Annotated in this window: 22 protein-coding genes and 1 pseudogene; 10 read left to right on the top strand and 13 right to left on the bottom strand. The window is 76.2% G+C overall.

What is annotated here, in order from left to right:
* The first annotated feature begins 276 nt into the window (after window positions 1-276).
* Window positions 277-705, top strand: coding sequence for a helix-turn-helix transcriptional regulator (locus HOY81_RS19445; protein WP_237321745.1), 429 nt, complete (start codon window positions 277-279; stop codon window positions 703-705).
* 10 nt (window positions 706-715) lie between these two features.
* Window positions 716-1132 carry a VOC family protein gene (locus HOY81_RS19450; RefSeq protein ID WP_237321746.1) on the top strand — a complete coding sequence of 139 codons (417 nt, stop codon included), beginning with the start codon at window positions 716-718 and terminating at the stop codon, window positions 1130-1132.
* Between the two features lie 77 nt (window positions 1133-1209).
* Here the strand turns inward: HOY81_RS19450 and HOY81_RS19455 are convergent, their stop codons facing one another.
* The 6 genes from HOY81_RS19455 to HOY81_RS19480 form a co-directional block, all read right to left on the bottom strand.
* Window positions 1210-3402: a 3-hydroxyacyl-CoA dehydrogenase NAD-binding domain-containing protein gene (locus HOY81_RS19455; protein ID WP_237321747.1), complete on the bottom strand. Its 2193-nt coding sequence runs from the start codon at window positions 3400-3402 to the stop codon at window positions 1210-1212.
* Between the two features lie 72 nt (window positions 3403-3474).
* The gene (locus HOY81_RS19460; protein ID WP_237321748.1) at window positions 3475-4689 is read right to left on the bottom strand and encodes an acetyl-CoA C-acetyltransferase; all 1215 of its coding nucleotides are present in this window, start codon (window positions 4687-4689) and stop codon (window positions 3475-3477) included.
* Window positions 4690-4752: 63 nt separating this feature from the next.
* A complete protein-coding gene (locus tag HOY81_RS19465) occupies window positions 4753-5895 on the bottom strand; it encodes an acyl-CoA dehydrogenase family protein (protein WP_237321749.1) in 1143 nt (380 codons plus the stop codon).
* A 2-nt stretch (window positions 5896-5897) separates the two neighbouring features.
* A complete protein-coding gene (locus HOY81_RS19470) occupies window positions 5898-7079 on the bottom strand; it encodes a CaiB/BaiF CoA-transferase family protein (RefSeq protein ID WP_237321750.1) in 1182 nt (393 codons plus the stop codon).
* A gap of 321 nt (window positions 7080-7400) precedes the next feature.
* Window positions 7401-7829: an MmcQ/YjbR family DNA-binding protein gene (locus HOY81_RS19475; RefSeq protein WP_237321751.1), complete on the bottom strand. Its 429-nt coding sequence runs from the start codon at window positions 7827-7829 to the stop codon at window positions 7401-7403.
* A 155-nt stretch (window positions 7830-7984) separates the two neighbouring features.
* Window positions 7985-8920 carry a dihydrodipicolinate synthase family protein gene (locus HOY81_RS19480; protein ID WP_237321752.1) on the bottom strand — a complete coding sequence of 312 codons (936 nt, stop codon included), beginning with the start codon at window positions 8918-8920 and terminating at the stop codon, window positions 7985-7987.
* A gap of 205 nt (window positions 8921-9125) precedes the next feature.
* On the opposite strand from HOY81_RS19480, the pseudogene HOY81_RS19485 reads away from it, so the two are divergent.
* Window positions 9126-9988 (top strand): annotated as a pseudogene (locus tag HOY81_RS19485) (universal stress protein).
* Window positions 9989-10018: 30 nt separating this feature from the next.
* Here the strand turns inward: HOY81_RS19485 and HOY81_RS19490 are convergent.
* The 3 genes from HOY81_RS19490 to HOY81_RS19500 form a co-directional block, all read right to left on the bottom strand.
* On the bottom strand, window positions 10019-10705 hold the full coding sequence (locus tag HOY81_RS19490; RefSeq protein ID WP_237321753.1) for an endonuclease V: 687 nt from the start codon (window positions 10703-10705) through the stop codon (window positions 10019-10021).
* Window positions 10706-10779: 74 nt separating this feature from the next.
* Window positions 10780-11577: an arylamine N-acetyltransferase gene (locus HOY81_RS19495; protein WP_237321754.1), complete on the bottom strand. Its 798-nt coding sequence runs from the start codon at window positions 11575-11577 to the stop codon at window positions 10780-10782.
* Between the two features lie 153 nt (window positions 11578-11730).
* Window positions 11731-11904 (bottom strand): hypothetical protein, encoded by a 174-nt coding sequence (locus HOY81_RS19500; RefSeq protein ID WP_237321755.1) that lies wholly within the window; start codon window positions 11902-11904, stop codon window positions 11731-11733.
* 161 nt (window positions 11905-12065) lie between these two features.
* Here HOY81_RS19500 and HOY81_RS19505 point away from each other — a divergent pair, with 161 nt between their 5' ends.
* Window positions 12066-12824: an SDR family oxidoreductase gene (locus HOY81_RS19505; RefSeq protein ID WP_237321756.1), complete on the top strand. Its 759-nt coding sequence runs from the start codon at window positions 12066-12068 to the stop codon at window positions 12822-12824.
* Window positions 12825-13171: 347 nt separating this feature from the next.
* On the opposite strand, the gene HOY81_RS19510 is transcribed toward HOY81_RS19505, so the two are convergent.
* The 3 genes from HOY81_RS19510 to HOY81_RS19520 all read right to left on the bottom strand — a co-directional run bounded on the left by HOY81_RS19510 (window position 13172) and on the right by HOY81_RS19520 (window position 15929).
* A complete protein-coding gene (locus HOY81_RS19510; protein WP_237321757.1) occupies window positions 13172-13480 on the bottom strand; it encodes a hypothetical protein in 309 nt (102 codons plus the stop codon).
* A 299-nt stretch (window positions 13481-13779) separates the two neighbouring features.
* Complete coding sequence (locus HOY81_RS27610; protein ID WP_308341127.1) at window positions 13780-15081, bottom strand: 1-acyl-sn-glycerol-3-phosphate acyltransferase; 1302 nt, start codon at window positions 15079-15081, stop codon at window positions 13780-13782.
* Window positions 15082-15137: 56 nt separating this feature from the next.
* Window positions 15138-15929, bottom strand: coding sequence for a GNAT family N-acetyltransferase (locus HOY81_RS19520; RefSeq protein WP_237321758.1), 792 nt, complete (start codon window positions 15927-15929; stop codon window positions 15138-15140).
* Between the two features lie 267 nt (window positions 15930-16196).
* Here HOY81_RS19520 and HOY81_RS19525 point away from each other — a divergent pair, with 267 nt between their 5' ends.
* The 5 genes from HOY81_RS19525 to HOY81_RS19540 all read left to right on the top strand — a co-directional run bounded on the left by HOY81_RS19525 (window position 16197) and on the right by HOY81_RS19540 (window position 18844).
* On the top strand, window positions 16197-16622 hold the full coding sequence (locus HOY81_RS19525) for an OsmC family peroxiredoxin (RefSeq protein ID WP_237321759.1): 426 nt from the start codon (window positions 16197-16199) through the stop codon (window positions 16620-16622).
* A gap of 52 nt (window positions 16623-16674) precedes the next feature.
* Window positions 16675-17568, top strand: a complete 894-nt coding sequence (locus HOY81_RS19530; protein WP_237321760.1) for an Fpg/Nei family DNA glycosylase — start codon at window positions 16675-16677, stop codon at window positions 17566-17568.
* A 138-nt stretch (window positions 17569-17706) separates the two neighbouring features.
* On the top strand, window positions 17707-17841 hold the full coding sequence (locus HOY81_RS27470) for a hypothetical protein (RefSeq protein ID WP_272893026.1): 135 nt from the start codon (window positions 17707-17709) through the stop codon (window positions 17839-17841).
* The gene (locus HOY81_RS19535; protein WP_237321761.1) at window positions 17838-18410 is read left to right on the top strand and encodes a PRC-barrel domain-containing protein; all 573 of its coding nucleotides are present in this window, start codon (window positions 17838-17840) and stop codon (window positions 18408-18410) included. Before HOY81_RS27470 ends, HOY81_RS19535 begins: the two co-directional genes overlap by 4 nt.
* Complete coding sequence (locus HOY81_RS19540; RefSeq protein WP_237321762.1) at window positions 18410-18844, top strand: PRC-barrel domain-containing protein; 435 nt, start codon at window positions 18410-18412, stop codon at window positions 18842-18844. The genes HOY81_RS19535 and HOY81_RS19540 overlap by 1 nt, the downstream gene beginning before the upstream one ends.
* A gap of 218 nt (window positions 18845-19062) precedes the next feature.
* On the opposite strand, the gene HOY81_RS19545 is transcribed toward HOY81_RS19540, so the two are convergent.
* Entirely contained in the window at window positions 19063-19983 is a 921-nt protein-coding gene (locus tag HOY81_RS19545) for a GGDEF domain-containing protein (RefSeq protein ID WP_237321763.1), read from the bottom strand.
* Between the two features lie 172 nt (window positions 19984-20155).
* Between HOY81_RS19545 and HOY81_RS19550 the strand changes: the two genes are divergently transcribed.
* The coding region (locus HOY81_RS19550; protein ID WP_237321764.1) for a helix-turn-helix domain-containing protein at window positions 20156-20721 on the top strand (566 nt) is incomplete at its 3' end.

Consider the following 20721-nt stretch of genomic DNA (forward strand, 5'->3'; position numbering starts at 1 on the left):
CGGCGGGCCGCCTGCGCGGTTCCGGCGGCGGCGCCCGGTGCGGCCTGCCGCGGTCCGGTCCGGGTCGGGGCAGTCTCTCCGGCCGTCCGGCTCCGCGGCCGGCGGAGGGGCAGCCGCCGGATGCCCCTGGCGGTCAGCCTAGGCATGCCCCGGTGGCCGGCGCTTCTCTGTTTCTGACCGGTCCGCCCGGGCCCACCCCGTCCCGGTGCCGGGGAGCCGTAGGAGCCCGGGTAGCCGTAGGAGGCCGGCCGGGCGGGACGGTGGGAGACTGACCGGATGGGACGGCAGGATCTCGACGACCTGGTGCGGCTGCGGCGGGCCCGCGACCGGATGGACCGCGACTACGCCCAGCCGCTCGACGTGCCGGCGCTGGCCCGGGAGGCCCTGATGTCGCCCGGCCACTTCTCCCGCAGCTTCCGCGCCGCCTACGGCGAGACGCCCTACGGCTACCTCATGACCCGGCGCGTCGAGCGGGCCAAGGCGCTGCTGCGGCGCGGCGACCTCAGCGTCACCGAGGTCTGTTTCGCGGTCGGCTGTACCTCGCTGGGGTCCTTCAGCTCCCGGTTCACTCGGCTGGTCGGCGAGAGCCCGAGCGCCTACCGGGCCCGCGACCACGGCGACGGTGCCGCGATCCCGGCCTGCATGGCCAAGATCCACACGCGACCGGTCAGGAACGGAGAAGCGCGCCGCGCCGCCCGTCCGTAGCGTGAACGGCATGGACATCACGCTTTCCCAGTGCTTCCTCGCCGTCGACGACCACGACAAGGCGCTCGCCTTCTACCGCGACGTCCTCGGCCTCGAGGTGCGCAACGACGTCGGATTCGAGGGGATGCGCTGGGTGACCGTCGGGTCGCCCGCGCAGCCGGACGTGAACATCGTGCTGGAGCCGCCGCTGGCCGACCCGAACGCCTCGCCGGAGGACCGGAGGACCATGACGGAGCTCATGGCCAAGGGCCTGCTGCGCGGGGTGATCTTCGCGACGGACGACTGCGACGCCACGTTCGAACGCATCAGCGCCGGGGGCGGCGAGGTGCTGCAGGAACCGGTCGACCAGCCCTACGGCGTCCGCGACTGCGCGTTCCGCGACCCGGCCGGCAACATGCTGCGCTTCACCCAGCCCCTCGGCAGGTGAGCCGGTGACGCCCCTCCCCTTCCGCCGCCCCGGGGGCCCGGTGCCCGGGCCCCCGGGGCGCGGGAGGGGCGCCGCCGCTACGCGGTCTCGTCCGCGAAGGTCTCCCCGCGCCCGGCCTTCCGCTCCAGCAGCGCCGGCACCGCGAACCGCTCGCCGTGGCGCTCCTCCAGCTCCCGGGCCCGGGCGACGAACCCCGGCAGGCCGCCCTCGTAGCCGTTGACGTACTGGAGCACCCCGCCCGTCCACGGCGGGAACCCGATCCCCATGATCGAGCCGATGTTCGCGTCCGCGACCGAGGTGAGCACGCCCTCCTCGAAGAGCCGCACGGTGTCGAGCGCCTCCACGAAGAGCATCCGCTCCTGCAGCTCCCGCAGGTCCACCGCGGCGCCCGCGCCCTCCCGGGGCCCGAAGTGCTCCCGCAGGCCCGGCCACAGGCCGAGCCGCCGGCCGTTCTCGTCGTAGTCGTAGAAGCCGGCGCCGCCGCTGCGCCCGGTGCGCCCGAACTCGTCGATCATGCGGTCGATCACCCGGTCCGCGGGGTGGCCCGGCCAGGTCCCGCCCTCGGCCTCCAGCGCCTGGCGGGTCTCGTCGCGGATCTTCCGCGGCAGGGTGAGGGTGAGGTCGTCCATCAGGGCGAGCACCTTGGCCGGGTAGCCGGCCTGCGCCGCGGCCTGCTCGACGGTGGCGGGCGCGACGCCCTCGGCGAGCATGGCGACGCCCTCGGTGAGGAAGTGCCCGATGACCCGGGAGGTGAAGAAGCCGCGGGAGTCGTTCACCACGATCGGGGTCTTGCGGATCTGCCGCACCAGGTCGAACGCGCGGGCCAGCGCCTCGTCGCCGGTCCGCCGGCCCCGGATGATCTCCACCAGCGGCATCTTGTCGACCGGCGAGAAGAAGTGCAGGCCGATGAAGTCCCGCTGCCGCTCGACGCCCTCGGCGAGGGCGGTGATCGGCAGCGTGGAGGTGTTGGAGCAGAGCAGCGCGTCCGGGGCCACGACGCCCTCGATCTCCTGGAACACCTTGTGCTTGAGCGCCGGGTCCTCGAAGACCGCCTCGATGACGGCGTCACAGCCGGCGGCCGCCTGCGGGTCGGCGGCCGGGGTGATCCGGGCGAGCAGCGCGTCCGCCTTCTCCCGGGTGGTGCGGCCGCGGGAGACCGCCTTGTCGAGCAGGTCCGCCGAATGGGCCTTGCCCTTCTCGGCGGCCTCCCGGGTGACGTCCTTGAGCACCACCTCGATACCGGCCTTGGCGCAGGCGTAGGCGATGCCCGCGCCCATCATCCCGGCGCCGAGGACGAGCGCCCGGCGCACCCGGCGCTCCTCGACGCCCTGCGGGCGGCTGCGCCCGGCGTTGACCGCCTGGAGGTCGAAGAAGAACGCCTGGATCATGTTCTTGGCGGTCTGCCCGGTGGCCAGCTCGGTGAAGTAGCGGGCCTCGACGGTCTGCGCGGTCTCGAAGTCGACCTGGGAACCCTCCACGGCGGCGGCGAGGATGTTGCGCTGCGCCGGGTAGGGGGCGCCGCCGGTCTCCTTCTTCAGGTTGGCGGGGAAGGCCGGGAGGTCGGCAGCGAACTTCGGGTGCGCGGGGGTGCCGCCCGGGATGCGGTGGCCGGGCTCGTCCCAGGGCTGCCGCGATTCGGGGTGGGCGTCGACGAAGGCACGGGCGGCGGCGAGCAGCTCCTCCTCGGTGTCCACCACCGCGTCGATGAGACCGGTCTCCCGCGCCTTCTCCGGACCGTACTGCCGGCCCTGGAGCAGCACCTTGAGCAGCGCGTCGACGACGCCGAGCATCCGGACCGTACGGACGACGCCGCCGGCGCCGGGCAGCAGGCCCAGGGTGGACTCCGGGAAGCCGATCTTCACGCCGCGGGCGTTCAGCGCGATCCGGTGGTGGCACGCGAGGGCGATCTCCAGGCCGCCACCGAGCGCGGCGCCGTTCAGGGCCGCGACGACGGGCTTGCCGAGGGTCTCGAGGCGGCGCAGGTCGCGCTTGATCCGCATGCTCGAGTCGAACACCTGCTGGGCGTCCTCGGGACGGGCGCGGAGGAGGTCGTGCAGGTCGCCGCCGGCGAAGAAGGTCTTCTTGGCGGAGGTGACGATCACGCCGCGCACGGCGTCCCGCTCGGCCTCCAGCCGGTCGGCGGTCGCGGTGAGGGACCGCTTGAACGCCTCGTTCATGGTGTTGGCGGACTGGCCGGGGTCGTCCAGGACGAGGGTGACGACACCGGTGTCGTCCTGTTCCCAGCGGATGGTGGTGGGCGCGTCGGCCATGGGTGGTCTCTCTCCGGGTTCCGTGGTGTCTCGGTACGGGTCGGTGGCTCGGCGGGCGGGGCGCCCGGGCCGTTACAGGCGCTCCACCACCGTCGCGATGCCCATGCCGCCGCCGACACAGAGCGTGGCCAGGCCGTACCGCTGGTCGCGCCGCTCCAGCTCGTCGACGAGGGTTCCCAGGATCATCGCTCCGGTGGCGCCGAGCGGGTGTCCCATGGCGATGGCGCCGCCGTTGACGTTCACCTTCTCCAGCGAGAGCCCCATGTCCCGCACGAAGCGCAGCACGACGGCCGCGAACGCCTCGTTGATCTCCACCAGGTCGATGTCGTCGATGGTGAGCCCGGCCTTTGCCAGCGCCTTACGGGACGCGGGGGCGGGGCCGGTGAGCATGATGGTGGGGTCGGCACCGGAGACGGCGGCGGAGACGATGCGGGCGCGCGGGGCGAGCCCGTGCCGTTCGCCGGCCTCCCGGCTGCCGACGGCCACCAGGGCGGAGCCGTCCACGATGCCGGAGGAGTTGCCGGCGTGGTGCACGTGGTCGATGGCCTCCACCCAGTGGTACTTCTGCAGCGCCACCGCGTCGAAGCCCCCGAGTTCGCCGATGTCGGCGAAGGAGGGCTTGAGGCCCGCGAGGGTGTCGGCGGTGGTGCCGGGGCGGATGTGCTCGTCGCGGTCGAGCACCACCAGGCCGTTGCGGTCGGTGACGGGGACGACGGAGCGGTCGAAGCGGCCGTCCTTCCACGCCTGGACCGCGCGCTCCTGGGAGAGCGCGGCGTACTCGTCCACGTCGCGGCGACCGAAGCCCTCCAGGGTGGCGATCAGGTCGGCACCGATCCCCTGCGGCACGAAACCGGTGTCGAAGCTGGTCATCGGGTCCATGTGCCAGGCCCCGCCGTCGGTGCCCAGGGGCACACGGGACATCGACTCCACGCCGCCGGCCAGCACGAGGTCCTCCCAGCCGGACCGGATCTTGGCGGCGGCGAGGTTCACCGCCTCCAGGCCGGAGGCGCAGAAGCGGTTCTCCTGCACGCCGGCCACGGTGTCGGGCAGGCCGGCCGCGATGGCTGCGGTCTTGGCGATGTCGGAGCCCTGGTCGCCGACCGGGCTGACGACGCCCAGCACGACGTCGTCGACGCCGGCCGGGTCCAGTCCGGGGTGGCGGCGCCGGAGCTCGTGGATGAGGCCGACCACCAGGTCGATGGGCTTGGTGCCGTGCAGGGCGCCGTTCGGCTTGCCGCGCCCGCGCGGCGTGCGGAGGGTCTCGTAGACGTACGCTTCGGTGCTCACGGTCTGCAGCCTTTCGGGGGAGAGTGCGGGTGCGGTGCGGCGAGGGCGGGCCGGGTGCCGGGGTCAGCCGAGCAGCGAGCGGCCGATGATCTCCTTCATGATCTCGGTCGTGCCGCCGTAGAGGGTCTGGACGCGCGCGTCGGTGTAGGCGCGGGCGACGGGGTGTTCGGTCATGTACCCGTAGCCGCCGTGGAGCTGGAGACAGCGGTCGGTGACCCGCTTCTGCAGTTCGGTGGCCCACCACTTGGCCATGGAGGCGTGTACGGCATCCAGTGTGCCCGCGGCGTGCTCCGCGATGCAGCGGTCGACGAAGGCCCGGGTCACCGCGCATTCGGTGGCCATCTCGGCGATCTCGAAGCGGACGTGCTGCAACCGCGAGAGGGTCCGCCCGAAGGCCTCACGCTCGGTGACGTACTCCCGGGTGAGTTCCAGCATCCGCTCCGCGGCGGTGGCGGCGGAGACGGCGATGACCATGCGCTCCTGTGCCAGGTTGGTCATCAGGTGCAGGAAGGCGCCGTTCTCCTCGCCCAGCAGGTTCTCCTTGGGCACCCGCACGTCGTGGAAGAAGAGCTCGGCGGTGTCCTGCGCCTTCTGGCCGATCTTGCCCAGGTTGCGGCCGCGTTCGAAGCCGGCCGTGCCGCGCTCCACCACGAGCAGGCTGAGGCCCTTGGCGCCGCCCTCCGGGGTGGTCCGGGCGACGACGATCACCAGGTCGGCGAGGATGCCGTTGGAGATGAAGGTCTTGCTGCCGTTGAGCACCCAGTGGTCGCCGTGGTCCTCCGCCGCGGTGCGGATGCCCTGCACGTCGGAGCCGGCGCCCGGTTCGGTCATGGCGAGGGCCGTGACGGTCTCCCCGGAGCAGAAGCCGGGCAGCCAGCGGCGCTTCTGCTCCTCGGTGGCGAGCGAGGTGAGGTACGGGCCGATGACGTCGTTGTGCAGCCCGAGGGCGAGCCCCGGGTAGCCGCCCGCCGCGAACTCCTCGGCGAGCACCGCGGCGAAGCGGAAGTCGGGCTCACCCCCGCCGCCGTACTCCTCGGGCACGGCGAGCCCGAGCAGCCCCTGGCGGCCGGCGGCCCGCCACGCCTCACGGGAGACGACGCCGTCCTGCTCCCACTGCGCGTAGTGCGGCTCGACCTCCTTGGCCAGGAAGGTGCGGACGGTGCCCCGGAAGGCCTCGTGGTCGTCGGTGAAGATCTGGCGGTCCATGGTCAGGCGGTCGCTTCCTCTCCGGATGCGGCGGCGGGCCCCGCGAAGCCGCCGGCGAGCGCCGGCAGGTCCCAGTCGCGGGCCACCTCGGCGGTGTGCTGCCCCGGCCGCGCCGGCGCGGACCGTACGGCGGCCGGGGTGGCGGAGAAGCGGGGGGCGGGGGCGGGCTGGGTGCGGCCCTCGTGCTCGGTGAAGGTGCCGCGGGCCGCCAGGTGCGGGTGGTGCGGCGCCTCCCGGAGGGAGAGCACCGGGGCGACGCAGGCGTCGGAGCCCTCGAAGACCCGGGTCCACTCCTCCCGGGTGCGGGTGCGGAAGCGGGCGGCCACCACGTCGCGCAGCTCGGCCCAGCGGGCCGGGTCGTCCCGGGGCGGCAGCTCCTCCTCCGGCAGGCCCAGCAACCGGACGAACTCGGCGTAGAACTGCGGCTCCAGGGCGCCGACGGCCATGTGCCCGCCGTCCCGGGTGGCGTAGGTCCCGTAGAAGGGGGCGCCGCCGTCGAGCAGGTTGGCGCCGCGCCGGTCCTGCCAGGCGCCGGCGGCGAGCATGCCGTGCAGCATGGCGGACAGGTGGCTGGTGCCGTCGACGATGGCGGCGTCCACCACCTGGCCGCACCCGTCCGGCGTACGGGCGTGCAGGAGCGCCGCGAGGACCCCGGCGACCAGGTAGAGCGAGCCGCCGGCGTAGTCGCCGAGGAGGTTGGCGGGGGCGTAGGGCGGGCCGTCGGCCGGGCCGGCGAGGCCGAGGGCGCCGGTGACCGCGATGTAGCCGATGTCGTGCCCGGCGCGGTCGGCGAGCGGGCCCTCCTGGCCCCAGCCGGTCATCCGCCCGTACACCAGCCGGGGGTTGCGGGCCAGGCACTCCGCGGGGCCGACGCCGAGACGTTCGGCGACGCCGGGCCGGAGGCCCTCGAGCAGGACGTCGGCCCGCTCCGCGAGGTCCAGCACCGCGGACGGGCCGGAGGGGTCCTTGAGGTCGACGACGACGGAGCGCTTGTTCCGGTTGGTCAGGTCGTCCGCGGGGTCGATGCCGAGGGCCTGCCCGCCGGGCCGGTCCACGCGGACCACGTCGGCGCCCAGGTCGGCGAGGAGCATCGCGGCGAACGGGCCGGGTCCGATGCCGGCCAGCTCCACCACGCGCACGCCGTCGAGCGGGCCGCCGCCGGACGCCGCCTGCGCTGCCGTCATCGAGCCCCCCAAGGGCGAGAGAACCGGTCCCCGGCCACGGGGGCCGTGTGTGACACCACTGATGTAACACCGAAGATGCTAAGAAGGCGCCCCGCTCTGCACAAGCCCCTCCGGAAGTCCGGCCCGGCGCGCCGCACGGGCGCTCCCGGCATCACACCCCCACCCTGACGTACGAGCGGAACGGCGCACGGCCGCACCGCCGTGGGACGCCCGCGACAGGGGAGGCGCGTGGAGTGACGGCGTGGCGCGCACCGTGGCCCGGAAGGCGCGGCCGGATGCCGCGGGCCGCGACGCGCGGGCGCCGGTGGTGGCGGAGAAGGGTCAGCCGGCGGCGCCGGCCGGCCCGTCGGCGTCGAGCCGGGCGACCAGCCGCTTCGGCGCGATCGCGCGGTAGCTCTCCTCCACCCAGTCGCAGAGCAGCTCGGCACCGGGGGCGCCGCGCCGCTCCAGCGGCAGCGAGACCCAGCCGGACCGCCCCAGCCCGTAGCCCGCGGGCGCCGCGCCCGGAAAGGTCAGCGCGTGCTCGTGGACCTCCGGGTCCGTCAGCTTCACGGTGACGCCGATCGGGTGGTCGCCGGTCTCGGCGCCGAGGAAGACGAAGATCTTCCGGTTCACCTTGGCGACGGCGTCGTCCCCCCAGGGGAACTCCTCCACCGCGCCGGGCAGCGCCAGGGCGAAGGCGCGCACGTCCTCCCGGGTCCGGGCGGCGGCGGACGGTCGGGCGGCGGGCGGCGTCCCCTCGGCGGTCACGGGGCCAGCCTAGGCCGGTACGGCGGGCCGCGCCCGGCGAATCCGCACACCCGTACGCCCGGCACGCCCCGTCGGTCCCGGCTGCCGCCGCTCACCGGCACTCCGGGAGGCGCGCCACCGGCGCCCCGGGCGGTGCCGGCCCGGCGGCGCCCCGGTCAGAGCAGCCCGCGTTCCGTCAGCAGGGCGCGGACGGTGGCCACCGCCACGTCGTCCAGCGGCACCTGCGGGGCGGCGGTGGCCGGGCAGTCGAGCACGCCGAGCAGGTGCAGTGCGGCCTTGAAGCCGCCGATCGCGGAGGCGTTGCGGCCCATCGCCTCCTCCGGGCCGGTGCCGGTGAGGGCGTGCAGCACCGCCAGCCGGTCCTGTTCGGCGGCGGCCTCGCTCCAGCGTCCGGCCCGGGCGTGCCCGTAGAGCCGGAGATAGCCCTCCGGGTCCACGTTGCCGAGTCCGGGCACCACGCCGTGCGCTCCCGCCAGCAGGGCGCCGTCCACGGAGAGTTCGGAACCGGTGAGCACGGTGAACCGGTCGAGCAGGCCGCGCGCCCGGAGCCCCACGAGCAGCCGGCGCAGCGCGCCGTCGTCCCCGCTGCTGTCCTTCAGCCCCGCCAGCGTCCCGTCCCCGGCGAGTTCCAGCACGGTGCCGGCGGGCAGCTTGCGGTGCACGGACACCGGGATGTCGTAGGCGAAGAGCGGCAACCCGGTGCCCGCCCGGACGCGCCGGAAGTGGTCGGCGATCTCCACCGGGTGCGTGCGGGCGTAGAAGGGCGCGGTGGCCACCAGCGCGTCCGCACCGAGCCCGGCCGCCGCCCGGGCGTGGTCCAGCACCCGGGCCGTCGCCATGTCGATGACCCCGGCGAGCACCGGAAGCCGCCCCGCGGCCGCCGTGACGACGGTGCGCAGCGCGGTGTGCCGCCGGGCGTCGTCCAGATACGGCGCCTCGCCGGTGGAGCCGAGCACGAAGAGACCGTCGACACCCGCCTCGACCAGGCGTTCGACGAGCGCCTCGAGGGAACGGGTGTCGACGTCACCCTCCCGGGTCAGCGGGGTGCACAGCGGCGGTACGACACCGGTGAGCGGCACGGGCAGGGTCATGACGGCTCCCGGAACGCGGTGGGGCCCGTACGCGGGCCCGTGGCCGGGCCGAATCTCTCCCCCGCCCGCCGGGAAGTCAAGGAGGCGGGCGCGTGTCGTCTCCCCGGGGACCGTACGACCCCGCTACGGGGCCGTCCGGCCCCGTGAACGGGAGGCCGAACGGAGCCAGGCTGGACGCGGCACGGCGACGGACACAGGAGGCACCATGAGCGACCCGGTGGTGGCCGGCGTGGACGGCTCGGAGGCGGGACTCGCCGCGGTGGAGGCCGCGGCGTACGAGGCGAGTCTCCGCGGGGTGGGGCTGCGGGTGGTCCACGCGTACGGCCGCCCCGCCCTGCATCTGCCGCTGGGCCCTGGCGAGGAGGAGCTGCGGAAGCGGGCCGCGGGACCGGTCCGGGACGGCGTGGAACGGGCACGGGAGGTGGCCCCGGGACTGGTGGTCGACCACGCGGTGACCGCCGGGGAACCGCTGTCGGTACTGGAGGAGGAGTCCCGCTCCGCGGCGCTGGTGGTGGTCGGCGCACGAGGGCTCGGCGGGTTCGGCGGGCTGCTGCTCGGCTCCCAGGCAGGTCATCTCGCCGCCCATGCCGCCTCCCGGTGCTGGTGGTGCGAGGGCGGCCGCGCCCCACGGGCCCCGTCCTGCTGGCGGTGGACGGCTCGCCGTCCGCCGCGGACGCCGTCGGCTTCGCCTTCGCCGAGGCGTCGCTGCGCGGCGCCGAACTGGAGGCCGTGCACGTGTGGAACCTCTGGAGCGAGCCGGTCGACGAGGCGACCGAACCGCCGCTGAACCTGGTGAGCAGCACCGAACGGCTGCACGAGGACGCGGAGCGGCTGCTCGCCGAGTCGCTGGCCGGGCGGCAGGAGGCGTACCCGGACGTGGTGGTCCGGCGGCGCCTGGTACGCGGGCGGGTGCGACCCGTGCTGCTGGCAGCCGCGCGCGACGCGGCGCTGGTGGTGGTCGGGGCGCGCGGACGCGGAGGCGCCGGCGGACTGCTGCTCGGCTCGGTCAGCCAGGCCGTGCTGCACCACGCGGACGCGCCGGTGGCCGTGGTACGCGGTGCCGGCTGACCGGGCACGGGCGCAGCCGGGCCGCCGTGGTCACGCGCCGTCGCGCAGCGCCTGCCGGCACAGCGCGTCGGCCCGGCGGGTCGTCTCCGGCAGCCGGTAGCCGCGCGTCAGATGCAGCACCTGGGCACAGGCCCGGTCCAGCCCGGCCCGGTGACCGACCGAGACGAAGACGGGCTTGACGCCCGCCCGGGTGCGCAGCGCCCGCCCGACCTCCTCGTCGCCGTCGAGCAGCGGCGCCGCGTCACCCCGCCGCTCCCCCACCGGACCGTGCAGGTAGCGGAAGGGTGTCTTCGCCACGCCGACGGACGGCAGCCCGGTCAGCACGCCGAGATGCCCGGCGAGGCCGCAGCGGCGCGGGTGGGCCCGCCCGTAGCCGTCGCAGACCAGCAGGTCCGGGGCCCGGCGCAACCGCTCCAGGGCGTCCAGCACGGCCGGCACCTCGCGGAAGGCCAGCAGCCCCGGTACGTACGGGAACGGCACCCGTGCGTGCGCGGTCGCCGCCTCGACCACCTCCAGCGTCTCCGCGTCCAGCGTGACGGCCGCCGCGGCCACCCGGTCCCGGGCGTCGTCGTAGGCCACGTCCACGCCGGTGACCCGCGTGCCGGGCGCGCCCGGCGCCGGGGCGTGGTCGGAGAGGTCGACACGGCTCCGCAGCGCCTCCTGCACGGCCAGCGCCTCCGCCTCGGTGCGCGGCCAGCCGGCCCGGGACGATGGCACGGCCGTCCCCCCGGTCACCCCGGGAGCCGGCGCGGCGCCGGGCGCGTCCGGCCCCGTACGGGGCGGGCCGGCCGTCACCGGTCCACGTTCCCGTGGGGGCCGGCGAGCCGGGGCTCCCGCTCCAGCTCCAGGCCGAAACGGGTGCGGTAGGCGGGCAGCACCTCGTCCGCGGCCAGCTCCGTCTCCTCGCGCCCGCCGTCCGGCCCGGTCACCACCAGGCTGCGGCCGCTCAGCGTGATGCGGCCGCCGTCCTCGGTCAGCCGCGAGCAGACCAGCGAGCGGGTGAAGTGCGAGCGCGGCGACGTCCGGTGCCACCAGGCGCCCGCCTCGAAGTCCCGCAGCACACGCGGGCGCCGCTCCAGCCGGTACTGCGGGGTGCCGTCGCGGAGCACGTCCAGGTCCCCGGCCTCGGCCGGCACCAGCCGGAAGGTGCCGCCCGGGTCCCGCTGCTCCCCTTCGGCGTCCAGCCGCAGCGGATGGTGGCTGTGCCGCCCGAAGCCCACGTCCGCCAGCCAGCGCGTGCCGTCGGCGGCCTCCACGCCCAGCGCGAGATGGTCGTACGGGATACCGGGGACGCCGTCCGCGAACACCCGGGCGGCGAGCAGCGACACCCGGTAGCCGAGCGCCTCCAGCAGCGTCGCGAAGGCGCCGTTGAGCTCGTAGCAGAAGCCGCCGCGCCGGGCGCCGACGAGCTTCTCGTACAGCGCCTTCTCCTCCAGGGCGATCTCCTCGCCGAGGTGGACCGAGAGGTTCTCGAAGGGCACGGAGGTGAGGTGGCGCACCTGGAGCTCCCGGAGCGCCCCGGAGTCGGCTGCGGCGGGTCGGTCGGCACGGATGCGGCGCAGATAGGCGCCGACGGCGGCGTCGTCCATACGTCCAGTATCCGGGGGCCGCCACCCCGCCCACCGGCCCGGGCCCGCGCACCGCGACGGCGGAGGGCTCGTCGCCGTGCACGCACGGAGCAACACCGGGCCGGCCGCGTCCCGACACACCCGTGCGGGGACCGTTGCCGGGCGGACGGAAGGTCAGGCGGCCGGGACCATCTCACGGCGGACCGCGTCCGCCCATATGCGGCGCAACTGCGCCAGCTCCTCGAGGGCTTCCGGCGTCCACGTCGTCCGCCGGGCGAAGGCGCGCAGCGCGCGGTTGGCCTCGTCGGCGGTCGGGCACCCGGCGTCCGGGTCGAGGTGGCGGATCATGCTTCGACCCTAGGCGCCGCCACCGACAACCGGCGCCCCGTTCTCCGCCCTGCCGGCCCGCCCTCCCGCGCCGAGACGCCCCGGCCGAAAGGCGCCGGCGGGCCGCCGCGCGCCGGACGAGGATCGTCCCGAACCGGAACACCACACGGATGGGGACGACGATGAGTGAGACGAGCGAGAGGGCACCGCTCGGCGGCAAGGCAGCCCTGGTCACCGGCGGGAGCCGGGGCATCGGAGCCGCGGTGGCGCTGCGGCCGGCCCGGGAGGGCGCCGCAGTCGCGGTGACCTACCGTCGGGACGCCGCGGGCGCGGCGGAGGTCGTGGACCGCATCACGGCGGCCGGGGGCACCGCGCGGGCGATACGGGCGGACGCCGCCGAGGCGGAGGACGTGCGGGAGGCCGTGCGGTCGGCCGTCGCCGCGCCCGGACGCCTCGACATCCTGGTGAACAACGCGGGCGCCGGTGTGCTGGGGCCCATCGGGGACCTCGCCCTGGCGGACGTCGACCGGGTGCTGGCGGTGAACGTGCGCGGAGCGTTCCTCACCGCGCAGGCCGCCGCCGCCCACCTCGCGGACGGCGGACGCGTCATCGGCATCGGAAGCTGCATGACCGAGCGCGCCCCCTTCCCCGGCGGCACGCTCTACGCCACCAGCAAGGCCGCGCTCACCGGGCTGACCAAGGCCCTGGCCAGGGAACTCGGTCCGCGCGGCATCACGGTCAACGTGGTGCAGCCGGGACCGACGGACACCGGCATGAACCCGGCCGACGGGCCGCACGCGGAGGGCCAGCGGGCGCTGACCGCCCTGGGGCGGTACGCCGCGCCGGAGGAGATCGCCGCCACGGTGGCGCACCTCGCGGGCGACGGCGGCGCGTACATCACGGGGGCCGCCGTGCCCGTGGACGGCGGCCACGCCGCCTGACCCGGCTCCGGGTGGCGCACCGTCCCGGCGGCCGCGGCTGCGGCCCGGCCGGGAGGTCCCGGGCCGCAGGGGAGGCCCGGTCCGGGCCCGCCGAGGCGGTGGCCGGGAGCGCCGGCGTCAGGGATGGCGTGCGCCCGGCGGCCGGGGTCCCCGGGCGACGGCACCCCCACGGCGGCTGCGCCGCTGCTCAGCCCGGCCCCGCTGCCGGTCGTGCACGGCGACCAGGACGCCTGCTTCACCGTCGACCACCCGCGCGCCCTGGCCGGCCGGGAGGTCCCGGCCGCGGCGTCCTCCCGGCCAGGAGCCCCGCGCCGGACCCGTCCCGGCGTCCGGCCCGGGACGGGTCGTCAGGTTCCGGCCGGCAGCCGTTCGGCGAGGATCACCGTGACGAAGCCGCAGCCGAGCACGGCCGTGGCCACCCGGGTGCGGCCCCGCCGGCTGAGGACGATGGCGGTACCGGAGAGGATCAGGGCGATGCCGTACAGCCCGACGGTCAGCAGCGACGGGGCGCTGCCCAGCCGCAGGACGAGCGCCACCGCCACCGCGATCATGACGACGGCCGAGGTGACGGCCCGCACCCGGCGGGCCTGACGCGGGGTCATGCCGCTGCGCTGCTCCGCCTCTTCGGCTTCCTCCGGGCCGGCTGCCTCGGGCATGTCCGCCCGCGGGCCGCCCGAGGCGCCGTCTTCCCGTCTGCCACCGCTGACGGGCCCGGCGCCCTCGGGAGCGCCCGCTCCGTCCCGCGAGGCAGCCGCCCCGTCAGCACCGCCGGTCGTCGTCGAGGCGACGGCCGCGGGGGCGGCGGCGGCCTCAGCCACGCTTCCCTCGCCGTGACCGGCGCCGGGCCCGGCGGCCACGGCCGGGCCGGCGGGACGCGCCGGCGCGTCCCCGGCGCCCTCGTCGCCCTCCCCGGCAGCCGGCCTGCCGGAGGGGCCGGACGCCGGGGCTCCGGCGGTCACGGACGGTCCGGTGGAGCGGCCTGCCTCGTCGCCGGGGGCGCCGGTGGCTCCGTCCCGGCCGACCGGGTCGTTGCCGGCGTTCTCAGCGTTGCCGGCGTTCTCAGCGTTGTCGGCGTTGTCGGCCCCGCCCGGCCGCCGGGCGCCGGCACCACCGGCGGCAACGGCCTCGTCGGACTCCCCGGGAGCGGAGACGCCTCCACCCCCGGCGGCGGCACCGGATACGTCGGCGGGCCCGGCGCCGCGCGCGCCGGATCCGTCCCCCGGCGTCCGGTCTTCGGCAGCGGCGGCGTCCCCGGCTGTCCCGGGCTCCTCGGGAACCCCGGCGTCACGGGCGGCTCCGAAGCCGTCCGAGACGGGCGCGGGGTGCTTCTCCGCGGCCTCCCCGACGGCCACCGCCCCGGCGTCTCCGGCACCCTCGGTGCCGCGTCCGGCGCCCCTCCCGGCGCGCTCCGCGGCAGCGGCGTCCTGCCGCTGCCCGCGCTGTATCTCCTCGGCTGCCGCCATCCCCGTACCTCGCCTTCTCCGTGCCCCGGCCACGAGCGGTAGTCCGCGAGGTTACCGGCCTCGCGCACCGCGCGTCCGGCCGCCCTGGCGAGTGCGTCCCGCGAACCGTGCGTCCGCGGGCGGAGGACCGGCAGCAGCGTGACCTCGGCGACCACGTCGCGCGCGGCCACGACCCGCCGCAGCGAGGCGGGCAGGGTGTCCTCGCCCACGAACGCGGTGACGGCCGTGGGCCGTCCGTGGCCGCGCGAGCGGTACCGGACGGCGACCGGCTGCACCGGCGTGCCGGTGTCCAGCGCCGCCTGGAACACCGCCCGCCGGAACGCGCCCTGACCCCGCCCGCACCAGGTGCTGCCCTCGGGGAAGGCCACCACGGTGGAACCGGCGCGCAGGGCCGCGGCGATCGCGTCGACGGTCCCCGGGAGCAGCCGCAGCCGTTCCCGGTCGATGAAGAGCGTGCCGCTGCGGGCGGCGAGCGGGCCCAGCACCGGGTAGGCGGCGACCTCGGCCTTGGCGAGCATCCGGCCCGGGCGTACCGCGGCGAGCACCGGCACGTCCAGCCAGGAGACGTGGTTGGCGACCACCAGCAGGGGCCCTCGGGGCGGCCGCGCCCCGCCGGCGGCCCGTACGTCCAGCCGTACGCCGAGGGCGCGCACCACCGCGTGCGCCCACTGCCGTACCGGCCGCCGCCCGCGGACCAGCGGCGACAGCGCGATCCCGGCCGCCAGCAGGACTGCCAGCGCCGCCCAGCGGGCGAGCCGCCGCACCGGCCCGGCGGCGGCTGCGGCGGCCGGCACACAGCGCCGCGTGGTGCACGGCGCCGCCGGCATCCAGGGGTGCCCTCCCGCGCCGGTCACGACGGGACGAGGGAGAGGAAGTGGCGGAGGTAGCGCGGGTCGGTGCGGCGGACGTCCAGCAGCACGTAGAGGTCGGCGACCCCGAACCCGGGGTCGAACGCGGGTTCGCCGCAGACCCGGGCGCCGAGCCGCAGGTAGCCGCGGAGCAGCGGCGGCAGCGCGGACCGGGCCGCCGGTGCGGCGGGCGGCTGCGGGGGCCGCCAGGGGAGGTGGGGACGCACCCGGTAGGCGGCGGGTGCCAGGTGGCGGGCGGCGACCGTCTCCCAGACGGCGGCGGCCTCAGCGCCGCCGTCCGCGAGGGGCAGCGAGCAGCAGCCGGCGAGCCAGGTGTGTCCGCGGTCGGTCAGGTAGCGGGCGATGCCGGCCCACATCAGGGCGATGACGGCGCCGTCGCGGTGGGCCGGATGGACGCAGGAGCGGCCGACCTCGACCAGGTCGGGGCGGAGGGCTGCGTGCGGGCCGAGGTCGAACTCGGTCTCGGCGTAGAGGCGTCCGGCGACGGCCGCGCGGTCGGGCGGCAGCAGCCGGTAGGTGCCGACGACGGCGCCGCTGCCGGTCTCGGTGACGAGCAGGTGGTCGCAGTGGGCGTCGAAGGGGTCGATGTCGAGGCCCGGTTCGGGGGTGGCGAGCCGGGCGCCCATCTCCCCCGCGAAGACCTCGTGGCGCAGGCGCTGTGCCGCCCGCACGTCGTCGGCGTCACGGGCCAGGGAGACGGTGTAGCGGGCGGGGGCGGGGGTGGCCGCGGACGGTGCCGGAGCGGGGGTCGCGGGAGCGGGGGTGCCTGTCATGTCTCGTTCTTGGCCGACGGGACTGGCCCCGGCATGACCGCGCAGGGACCCGCGGATGTGGGGCTCCTGAACAGCCCTCGATGCGCTCCGCGCGCCCCCGATCTGTCCTGTTGTGCCGGGGTGCGGCCCGGGGGGGGGCGCACCCGCGGTGGGACCGCCGGGCCGGTGCCGGCTGCGTGCCCGCAGCGTGCCGGGCTCGACTTGTGCCGCAGGGCGGCGGAGTATCGAGGGGTAGGTACGAGGTCCGTACGCCAGGAAGGACTCCACGTGGCCACCACACGCACCGCGCACACCGTCTGGAACGGGAACCTCAAGGAGGGCTCCGGCACGGTCTCCTTCGACTCGTCCGGGATGGCCGACCAGCCCGTCTCCTGGCCGGCGCGCACCGAGGAGCCCGGGGGCCGGACCAGCCCGGAGGAGCTGATCGCCGCCGCGCAGTCGAGCTGCTACTGCATGGCCTTCTCGAACCACCTGGACGCCGCCGGCACGCCGCCCACCCGGCTCACCGCACGCGCCGAGGTCACCTTCCAGCCCGGCACCGGCATCACCGGCGTGGGGCTCGTCGTGGAGGGCGAGGTGCCCGGCATGGACCAGGCCGCGTTCAGCGCCGCGGCGGAGGAGGCCAAGGCCAAGTGCCCGGTGAGCCAGGCGCTGGCCGGCACCACCGTCACCGTGACGGCCAAACTGGTCTGACCCGCGCGGTCCGGCCGGGTGCCGTCCGCGTGCCCGAGGAGCGGGAGCAGCGATGCCCGAACTGCCCGAGGTCGAGGCGCTCCGCGGCTTTCTGGCCGAGCGGCTGGACGGCCGTGGGGTCGCCCGGGTGCAGCCGGTGGCGGTGAGCGTGCTCAAGACGTACGACCCGCCGCCGGACGCGCTGGAGGGGCTGGCCTTCACCGGGGTGTTCCGGCATGGCAAGTTCCTCGATCTGCGGCTGGCGGGCGGAGAATCCGGGGAGCTGCATCTGGTCGTCCATCTGGCCCGGGCGGGGTGGCTGCGCTGGCAGGACCGGCTGCCGGCCGCGCCGCCCCGCCCGGGCCGGGGCCCGCTGGCGCTCCGGCTCCGGCTGGCCGGTCCGGAGGGCGGTGCGGGCCCGGACGGCTTCGACCTGACCGAGGCGGGCACGCAGAAGCGGCTCGCGGTGTACGTGGTACGGGACCCGCGGGAGGTACCCGGCATCGCCCGGCTGGGCCCGGACCCGCTGTCGGGGGAGCTGTCCCGGGAGGCCTTCGGGGCGTTGCTGCGCGGGGAGCGGCGGCGGATCAAGGGCCTGCTGCGGGACCAGGGCGTTCTCGCCGGGATCGGCAACGCCTACTCGGACGAGATCCTGCACGCGGCACGCATGTCGCCGTTCCGGCTCGCCGCCGACCTCGGCGAGGAGGAGACGACGGCCCTGTACGAGGCGATGGGCACGACCCTGCGGGAGGCCGTCGACCGCTCGCGCGGGGTGGCGGCCGGCCGGCTGAAGGCGGAGAAGCGCAGCGGGCTGCGGGTGCACGGGCGGACCGGCGAGCCCTGCCCCGTGTGCGGGGACACGGTGCGCGAGGTGTCCTTCAGCGACTCCTCGCTGCAGTACTGCCCGACCTGCCAGACCGGCGGGCGGCCGCTGGCCGACCGGCGGATGTCGCGCCTGCTCAAGTGAGCCCGCCGCCCCGCCCCCTGCTGCCCGCCACGAGGTGCGGGAGGCCTGCGACGGGAACATCCTGGGGAGTGCCCGGGGCGCTCGGGGGAACGCGGCAGGCACCGACGGACACGGCAGTCGCCGACGAAGGGGCGTGCGATGGACTGGTGGTTGTGGGTCGTGGTGGTGATCGCGGTCCTGGTGGTCCTCGCGGGGACGGCCGTCGGGGTGCAGTCCCGGCGGCGGTCCGGGGGCGCCATCGCGGTGGGCCGCGGAAGGCGGGGTGGACGGTGAACGCGCTGATGCCCGCGAGCGAGCTGGCCGGCCGCCCGGTGGTGACGATGGCGGGCGAGGACGTCGCCCAGATCAAGGACACCGTCTTCGAGAGCGCGGCCGGCCGGGTGGCCGGCTTCACCCTCAGCGGGCGCGGGCTGCTCTCCGGGCCGCTGCGGAAGAGCCTTCCGTGGTCCGGGGTCCTGGCGCTGGGCCACGACGCCGTGATGATCCCCGACGAGGACGTGTTCGAACGCCGTGGCCGGGTGGTGGCCCGGTCCGAGGCGCAGGGCGGCGCCGTGGTGGGGGCGCGCGTCCTCACCGACACCGGGACCGCGCTGGGCGAGGTGGTCGACGTGGTGATCGAGATCGAGGGCGGCACGGCACGAGCCGTGGGCTACGAGATCGACCCGAGCGAGGCGCTGGGCGGCAAACGGCGGCGGGTGTATCTCTCGCTGCCCGAGACACTGGCGGTCTCCGGGGAGGCGCTGGTGGTGCCGGCGCTGGCGGCGGACTTCGTCGCGGAGGACCTGCCGGGGTTCGCGGAGACCGTACGGGCGTTCCGGGACCGGCTGCGGAGGGAGGCGTGATGCGCCTGCACGACATGACGGGCCGGACGGTGATGGGCGTGACCGACGCGACGACGCTGGGCGCGGTCACGGGCTTCCTGGTGGATCCGGAGGAGCCCCGGGTCGCCGGGCTCCGGCTGCGCAAGCCCGGCGGCGGGAGCACCCTGCTCGCCTGGTCGGCGGTGCGGGCCGTCGGCGCGGACGCGGTGATGGCCGACCCGGACGAGGCGGGCCGTACGGCCAGACAGGAGCTGGGGCCCCTCGCCGGCAAGCGCTACGAGATCACCGGCAAACGGGTGCTGAGCGAGCGGGGCGAGGAGCTGGGAGCGGTCGAGGACGCCGAATTTGACCCCGAGTCCGGGGCGCTGGTCTCCGTCAGCACGCCGGGCGAGGAGATCGACGCGGGCCGGATCGCGGGGCTGGGGTCGTACGCCCTGGTCGTACGGTCGGCCTGAGCCCGGGCGGACGCTTCCGCGCACCGCTCCGGTCGGCGGGCGCCCCAGGCGTGTGCGGTGTGGCGGAGGGCCGCGTCGCGGTCGCGCCGGAGCGCGGCCCTCCACTCCCCCGGATCCCCCGTCTCCCCCGGTCCGGAGGCGCGCGTTCCCCGGCGCCGCCCGGCGGCCTCGCCGCCCGGCCGGCGCCCCGGCGCCCGTCGGCCGCTGCCCGGTGTCTCTCAGGACGCCGGAGCGGAGGCGCAGGACCTGCCGAGCAGCTCGGTCAGCACGGCGTACAACTGCTCGGCGGCGTCCGGCGACAGCACCAGCTCACGCGGCCCGCCGCCGGGTACGGACCCCGGCACGGGTAACGGTATGCGCAGCTCACCGCCGGGTGTCTCCCCGCCGCGGCGGGCCTCCCCGCCGGCTTCCGCGGCGCGGCCCTCCCCGCCCGTACGGGGCCGCGCCACGCCGCCCCGCCCCGCCTGCGCCGGCACCTGCGAGGAGGGCGGCTCGGCGGGCAGGGAGCCCACGGCGCCCGCGACGCGCACCAGATCGCCGCCGCCGCGCTTGGCGGCACGCAGCGCCACGTCGGAGTCGAGCAGCAGGTCGGCGAGGGTCCCCTGGTCCGGGCCCTCCGGCACGCAGCCGGCGATGCCCATGGAGACGGTCTGCCCGCTGATCACGACGGTGCTGCTGCGGCTGGTGCGGGCGGTCACGGAGAGCCGCGCGACGGCGCGCTGTGCGGCACGGGCGGCGCGGGCGGCCGAGCGGACGGTGCGCCCGGGCAGGAGCACCAGGAACTCGTCGCCCGCGTGCCCGCCGTAGCGCCCGACGAGGGCGCCGCCGATCCGGCTGAGCTCCCCGGCGACGGCTCGCAGCACGGCGTCGCCCGCGAGGTGACCGTGGGTGTCGTTGACGGCCTTGAAGCGGTCCAGGTCCACCAGGATCAGTGCGACCGGACGGCGCTGCTGCCGTGCCGCGGCCAGTGCGTGCCCCGCCCGGCTGTCCCAGCCGCGCCGGTCGAGCACCCCGGTGACGCCGTCGGTCAGCGGCGTCCGGCAGGTCTCGCAGTACTGCTCGGCGACGGGCGCGCCGGCCGGCGCGGCGGAGGGGCGGGACGGTCTGCGGGCCTCGGCCGCCCGTGCAGGGATGGTCATCGATGGCCTCTCCCGGGATGAGGGAAGGTCGGGTCCACTGCGCGTCGCCCCCCGTGCATAGCGAAACAACTCCGGATCTGCCGGCTCCTCGCCTTACTCAACCAGTAGTTGAGTCATTGCGCTGTGTGAGTCTAGACTTGAGGCAACCACTCATGTCAACCACTGGTTGAAAATGGCGAGTTCAGCATCCTCACAGTTTGAAGAGCAGCCGGACGGGAAGGGCGCCACGGCCCGGCGGGAGGCCGGGCGACCGGCCCTGGCCCGGCATCTGGACCAGCTCTTCGACGACATCCGGCCACACGGGGCGCACGGGCGCCGGTACACCAACGAAGAGGTGGCCACGGCCGTCAAGGAGGCCCATCCCGGCATCCGGGTGGGCGGCGCCTACCTCTCCGCGCTCCGCAAGGGCACCAAGCGCAACCCCTCCACGGAGCTGCTGGCGGCCCTGGCCCGCTTCTTCGGCGTACCGGCCTCCTACCTCCTGGACGAGCCCGGCGGCACCGAGGCGGCCGCGGAGCTCGAGCTCGCCCGGGTGGCCCGCAACCTCGGGGTTCGGCGGCTCGCCCTGCGGGCCCTGGAGCTCTCCCCGGAGGGGCTGGCCGCGGTCACCCGCATCGTCGAGGACGTGCTGGAGAGCGACCGCGCCGGGGCGCTGCCCGCCCCCGGCACCCGCGCGGACGACGCGGGCCCCCGGCCGTCTTCTCGCAGCGGATCACCGCACCGCAGAACCCGGTGGTC

It is taken from the genome of Streptomyces sp. JJ36, assembly GCF_021696945.1.
Classification (GTDB): Bacteria; Actinomycetota; Actinomycetes; order Streptomycetales; family Streptomycetaceae; genus Streptomyces.

Bases quoted from the DNA above. Each gene is read 5' to 3' on its own strand.
- HOY81_RS19530 (WP_237321760.1), top strand. From the start codon at position 16,675: ATGCCCGAACTGCCCGAGGTCGAGGCGCTCCGCGGCTTTCTGGCCGAG.
- HOY81_RS27470 (WP_272893026.1), top strand. From the start codon at position 17,707: ATGGACTGGTGGTTGTGGGTCGTGGTGGTGATCGCGGTCCTGGTGGTC.
- HOY81_RS19540 (WP_237321762.1), top strand. From the start codon at position 18,410: ATGCGCCTGCACGACATGACGGGCCGGACGGTGATGGGCGTGACCGAC.
- HOY81_RS19455 (WP_237321747.1), bottom strand. From the start codon at position 3,402: ATGGCCGACGCGCCCACCACCATCCGCTGGGAACAGGACGACACCGGT.
- HOY81_RS19505 (WP_237321756.1), top strand. From the start codon at position 12,066: ATGAGTGAGACGAGCGAGAGGGCACCGCTCGGCGGCAAGGCAGCCCTG.
- HOY81_RS19500 (WP_237321755.1), bottom strand. From the start codon at position 11,904: ATGATCCGCCACCTCGACCCGGACGCCGGGTGCCCGACCGCCGACGAG.
- HOY81_RS19480 (WP_237321752.1), bottom strand. From the start codon at position 8,920: ATGACCCTGCCCGTGCCGCTCACCGGTGTCGTACCGCCGCTGTGCACC.
- HOY81_RS19445 (WP_237321745.1), top strand. From the start codon at position 277: ATGGGACGGCAGGATCTCGACGACCTGGTGCGGCTGCGGCGGGCCCGC.
- HOY81_RS19510 (WP_237321757.1), bottom strand. From the start codon at position 13,480: ATGCCCGAGGCAGCCGGCCCGGAGGAAGCCGAAGAGGCGGAGCAGCGC.
- HOY81_RS19520 (WP_237321758.1), bottom strand. From the start codon at position 15,929: ATGACAGGCACCCCCGCTCCCGCGACCCCCGCTCCGGCACCGTCCGCG.
- HOY81_RS19470 (WP_237321750.1), bottom strand. From the start codon at position 7,079: ATGACGGCAGCGCAGGCGGCGTCCGGCGGCGGCCCGCTCGACGGCGTG.
- HOY81_RS19450 (WP_237321746.1), top strand. From the start codon at position 716: ATGGACATCACGCTTTCCCAGTGCTTCCTCGCCGTCGACGACCACGAC.
- HOY81_RS19545 (WP_237321763.1), bottom strand. From the start codon at position 19,983: ATGACCATCCCTGCACGGGCGGCCGAGGCCCGCAGACCGTCCCGCCCC.
- HOY81_RS19495 (WP_237321754.1), bottom strand. From the start codon at position 11,577: ATGGACGACGCCGCCGTCGGCGCCTATCTGCGCCGCATCCGTGCCGAC.
- HOY81_RS19465 (WP_237321749.1), bottom strand. From the start codon at position 5,895: ATGGACCGCCAGATCTTCACCGACGACCACGAGGCCTTCCGGGGCACC.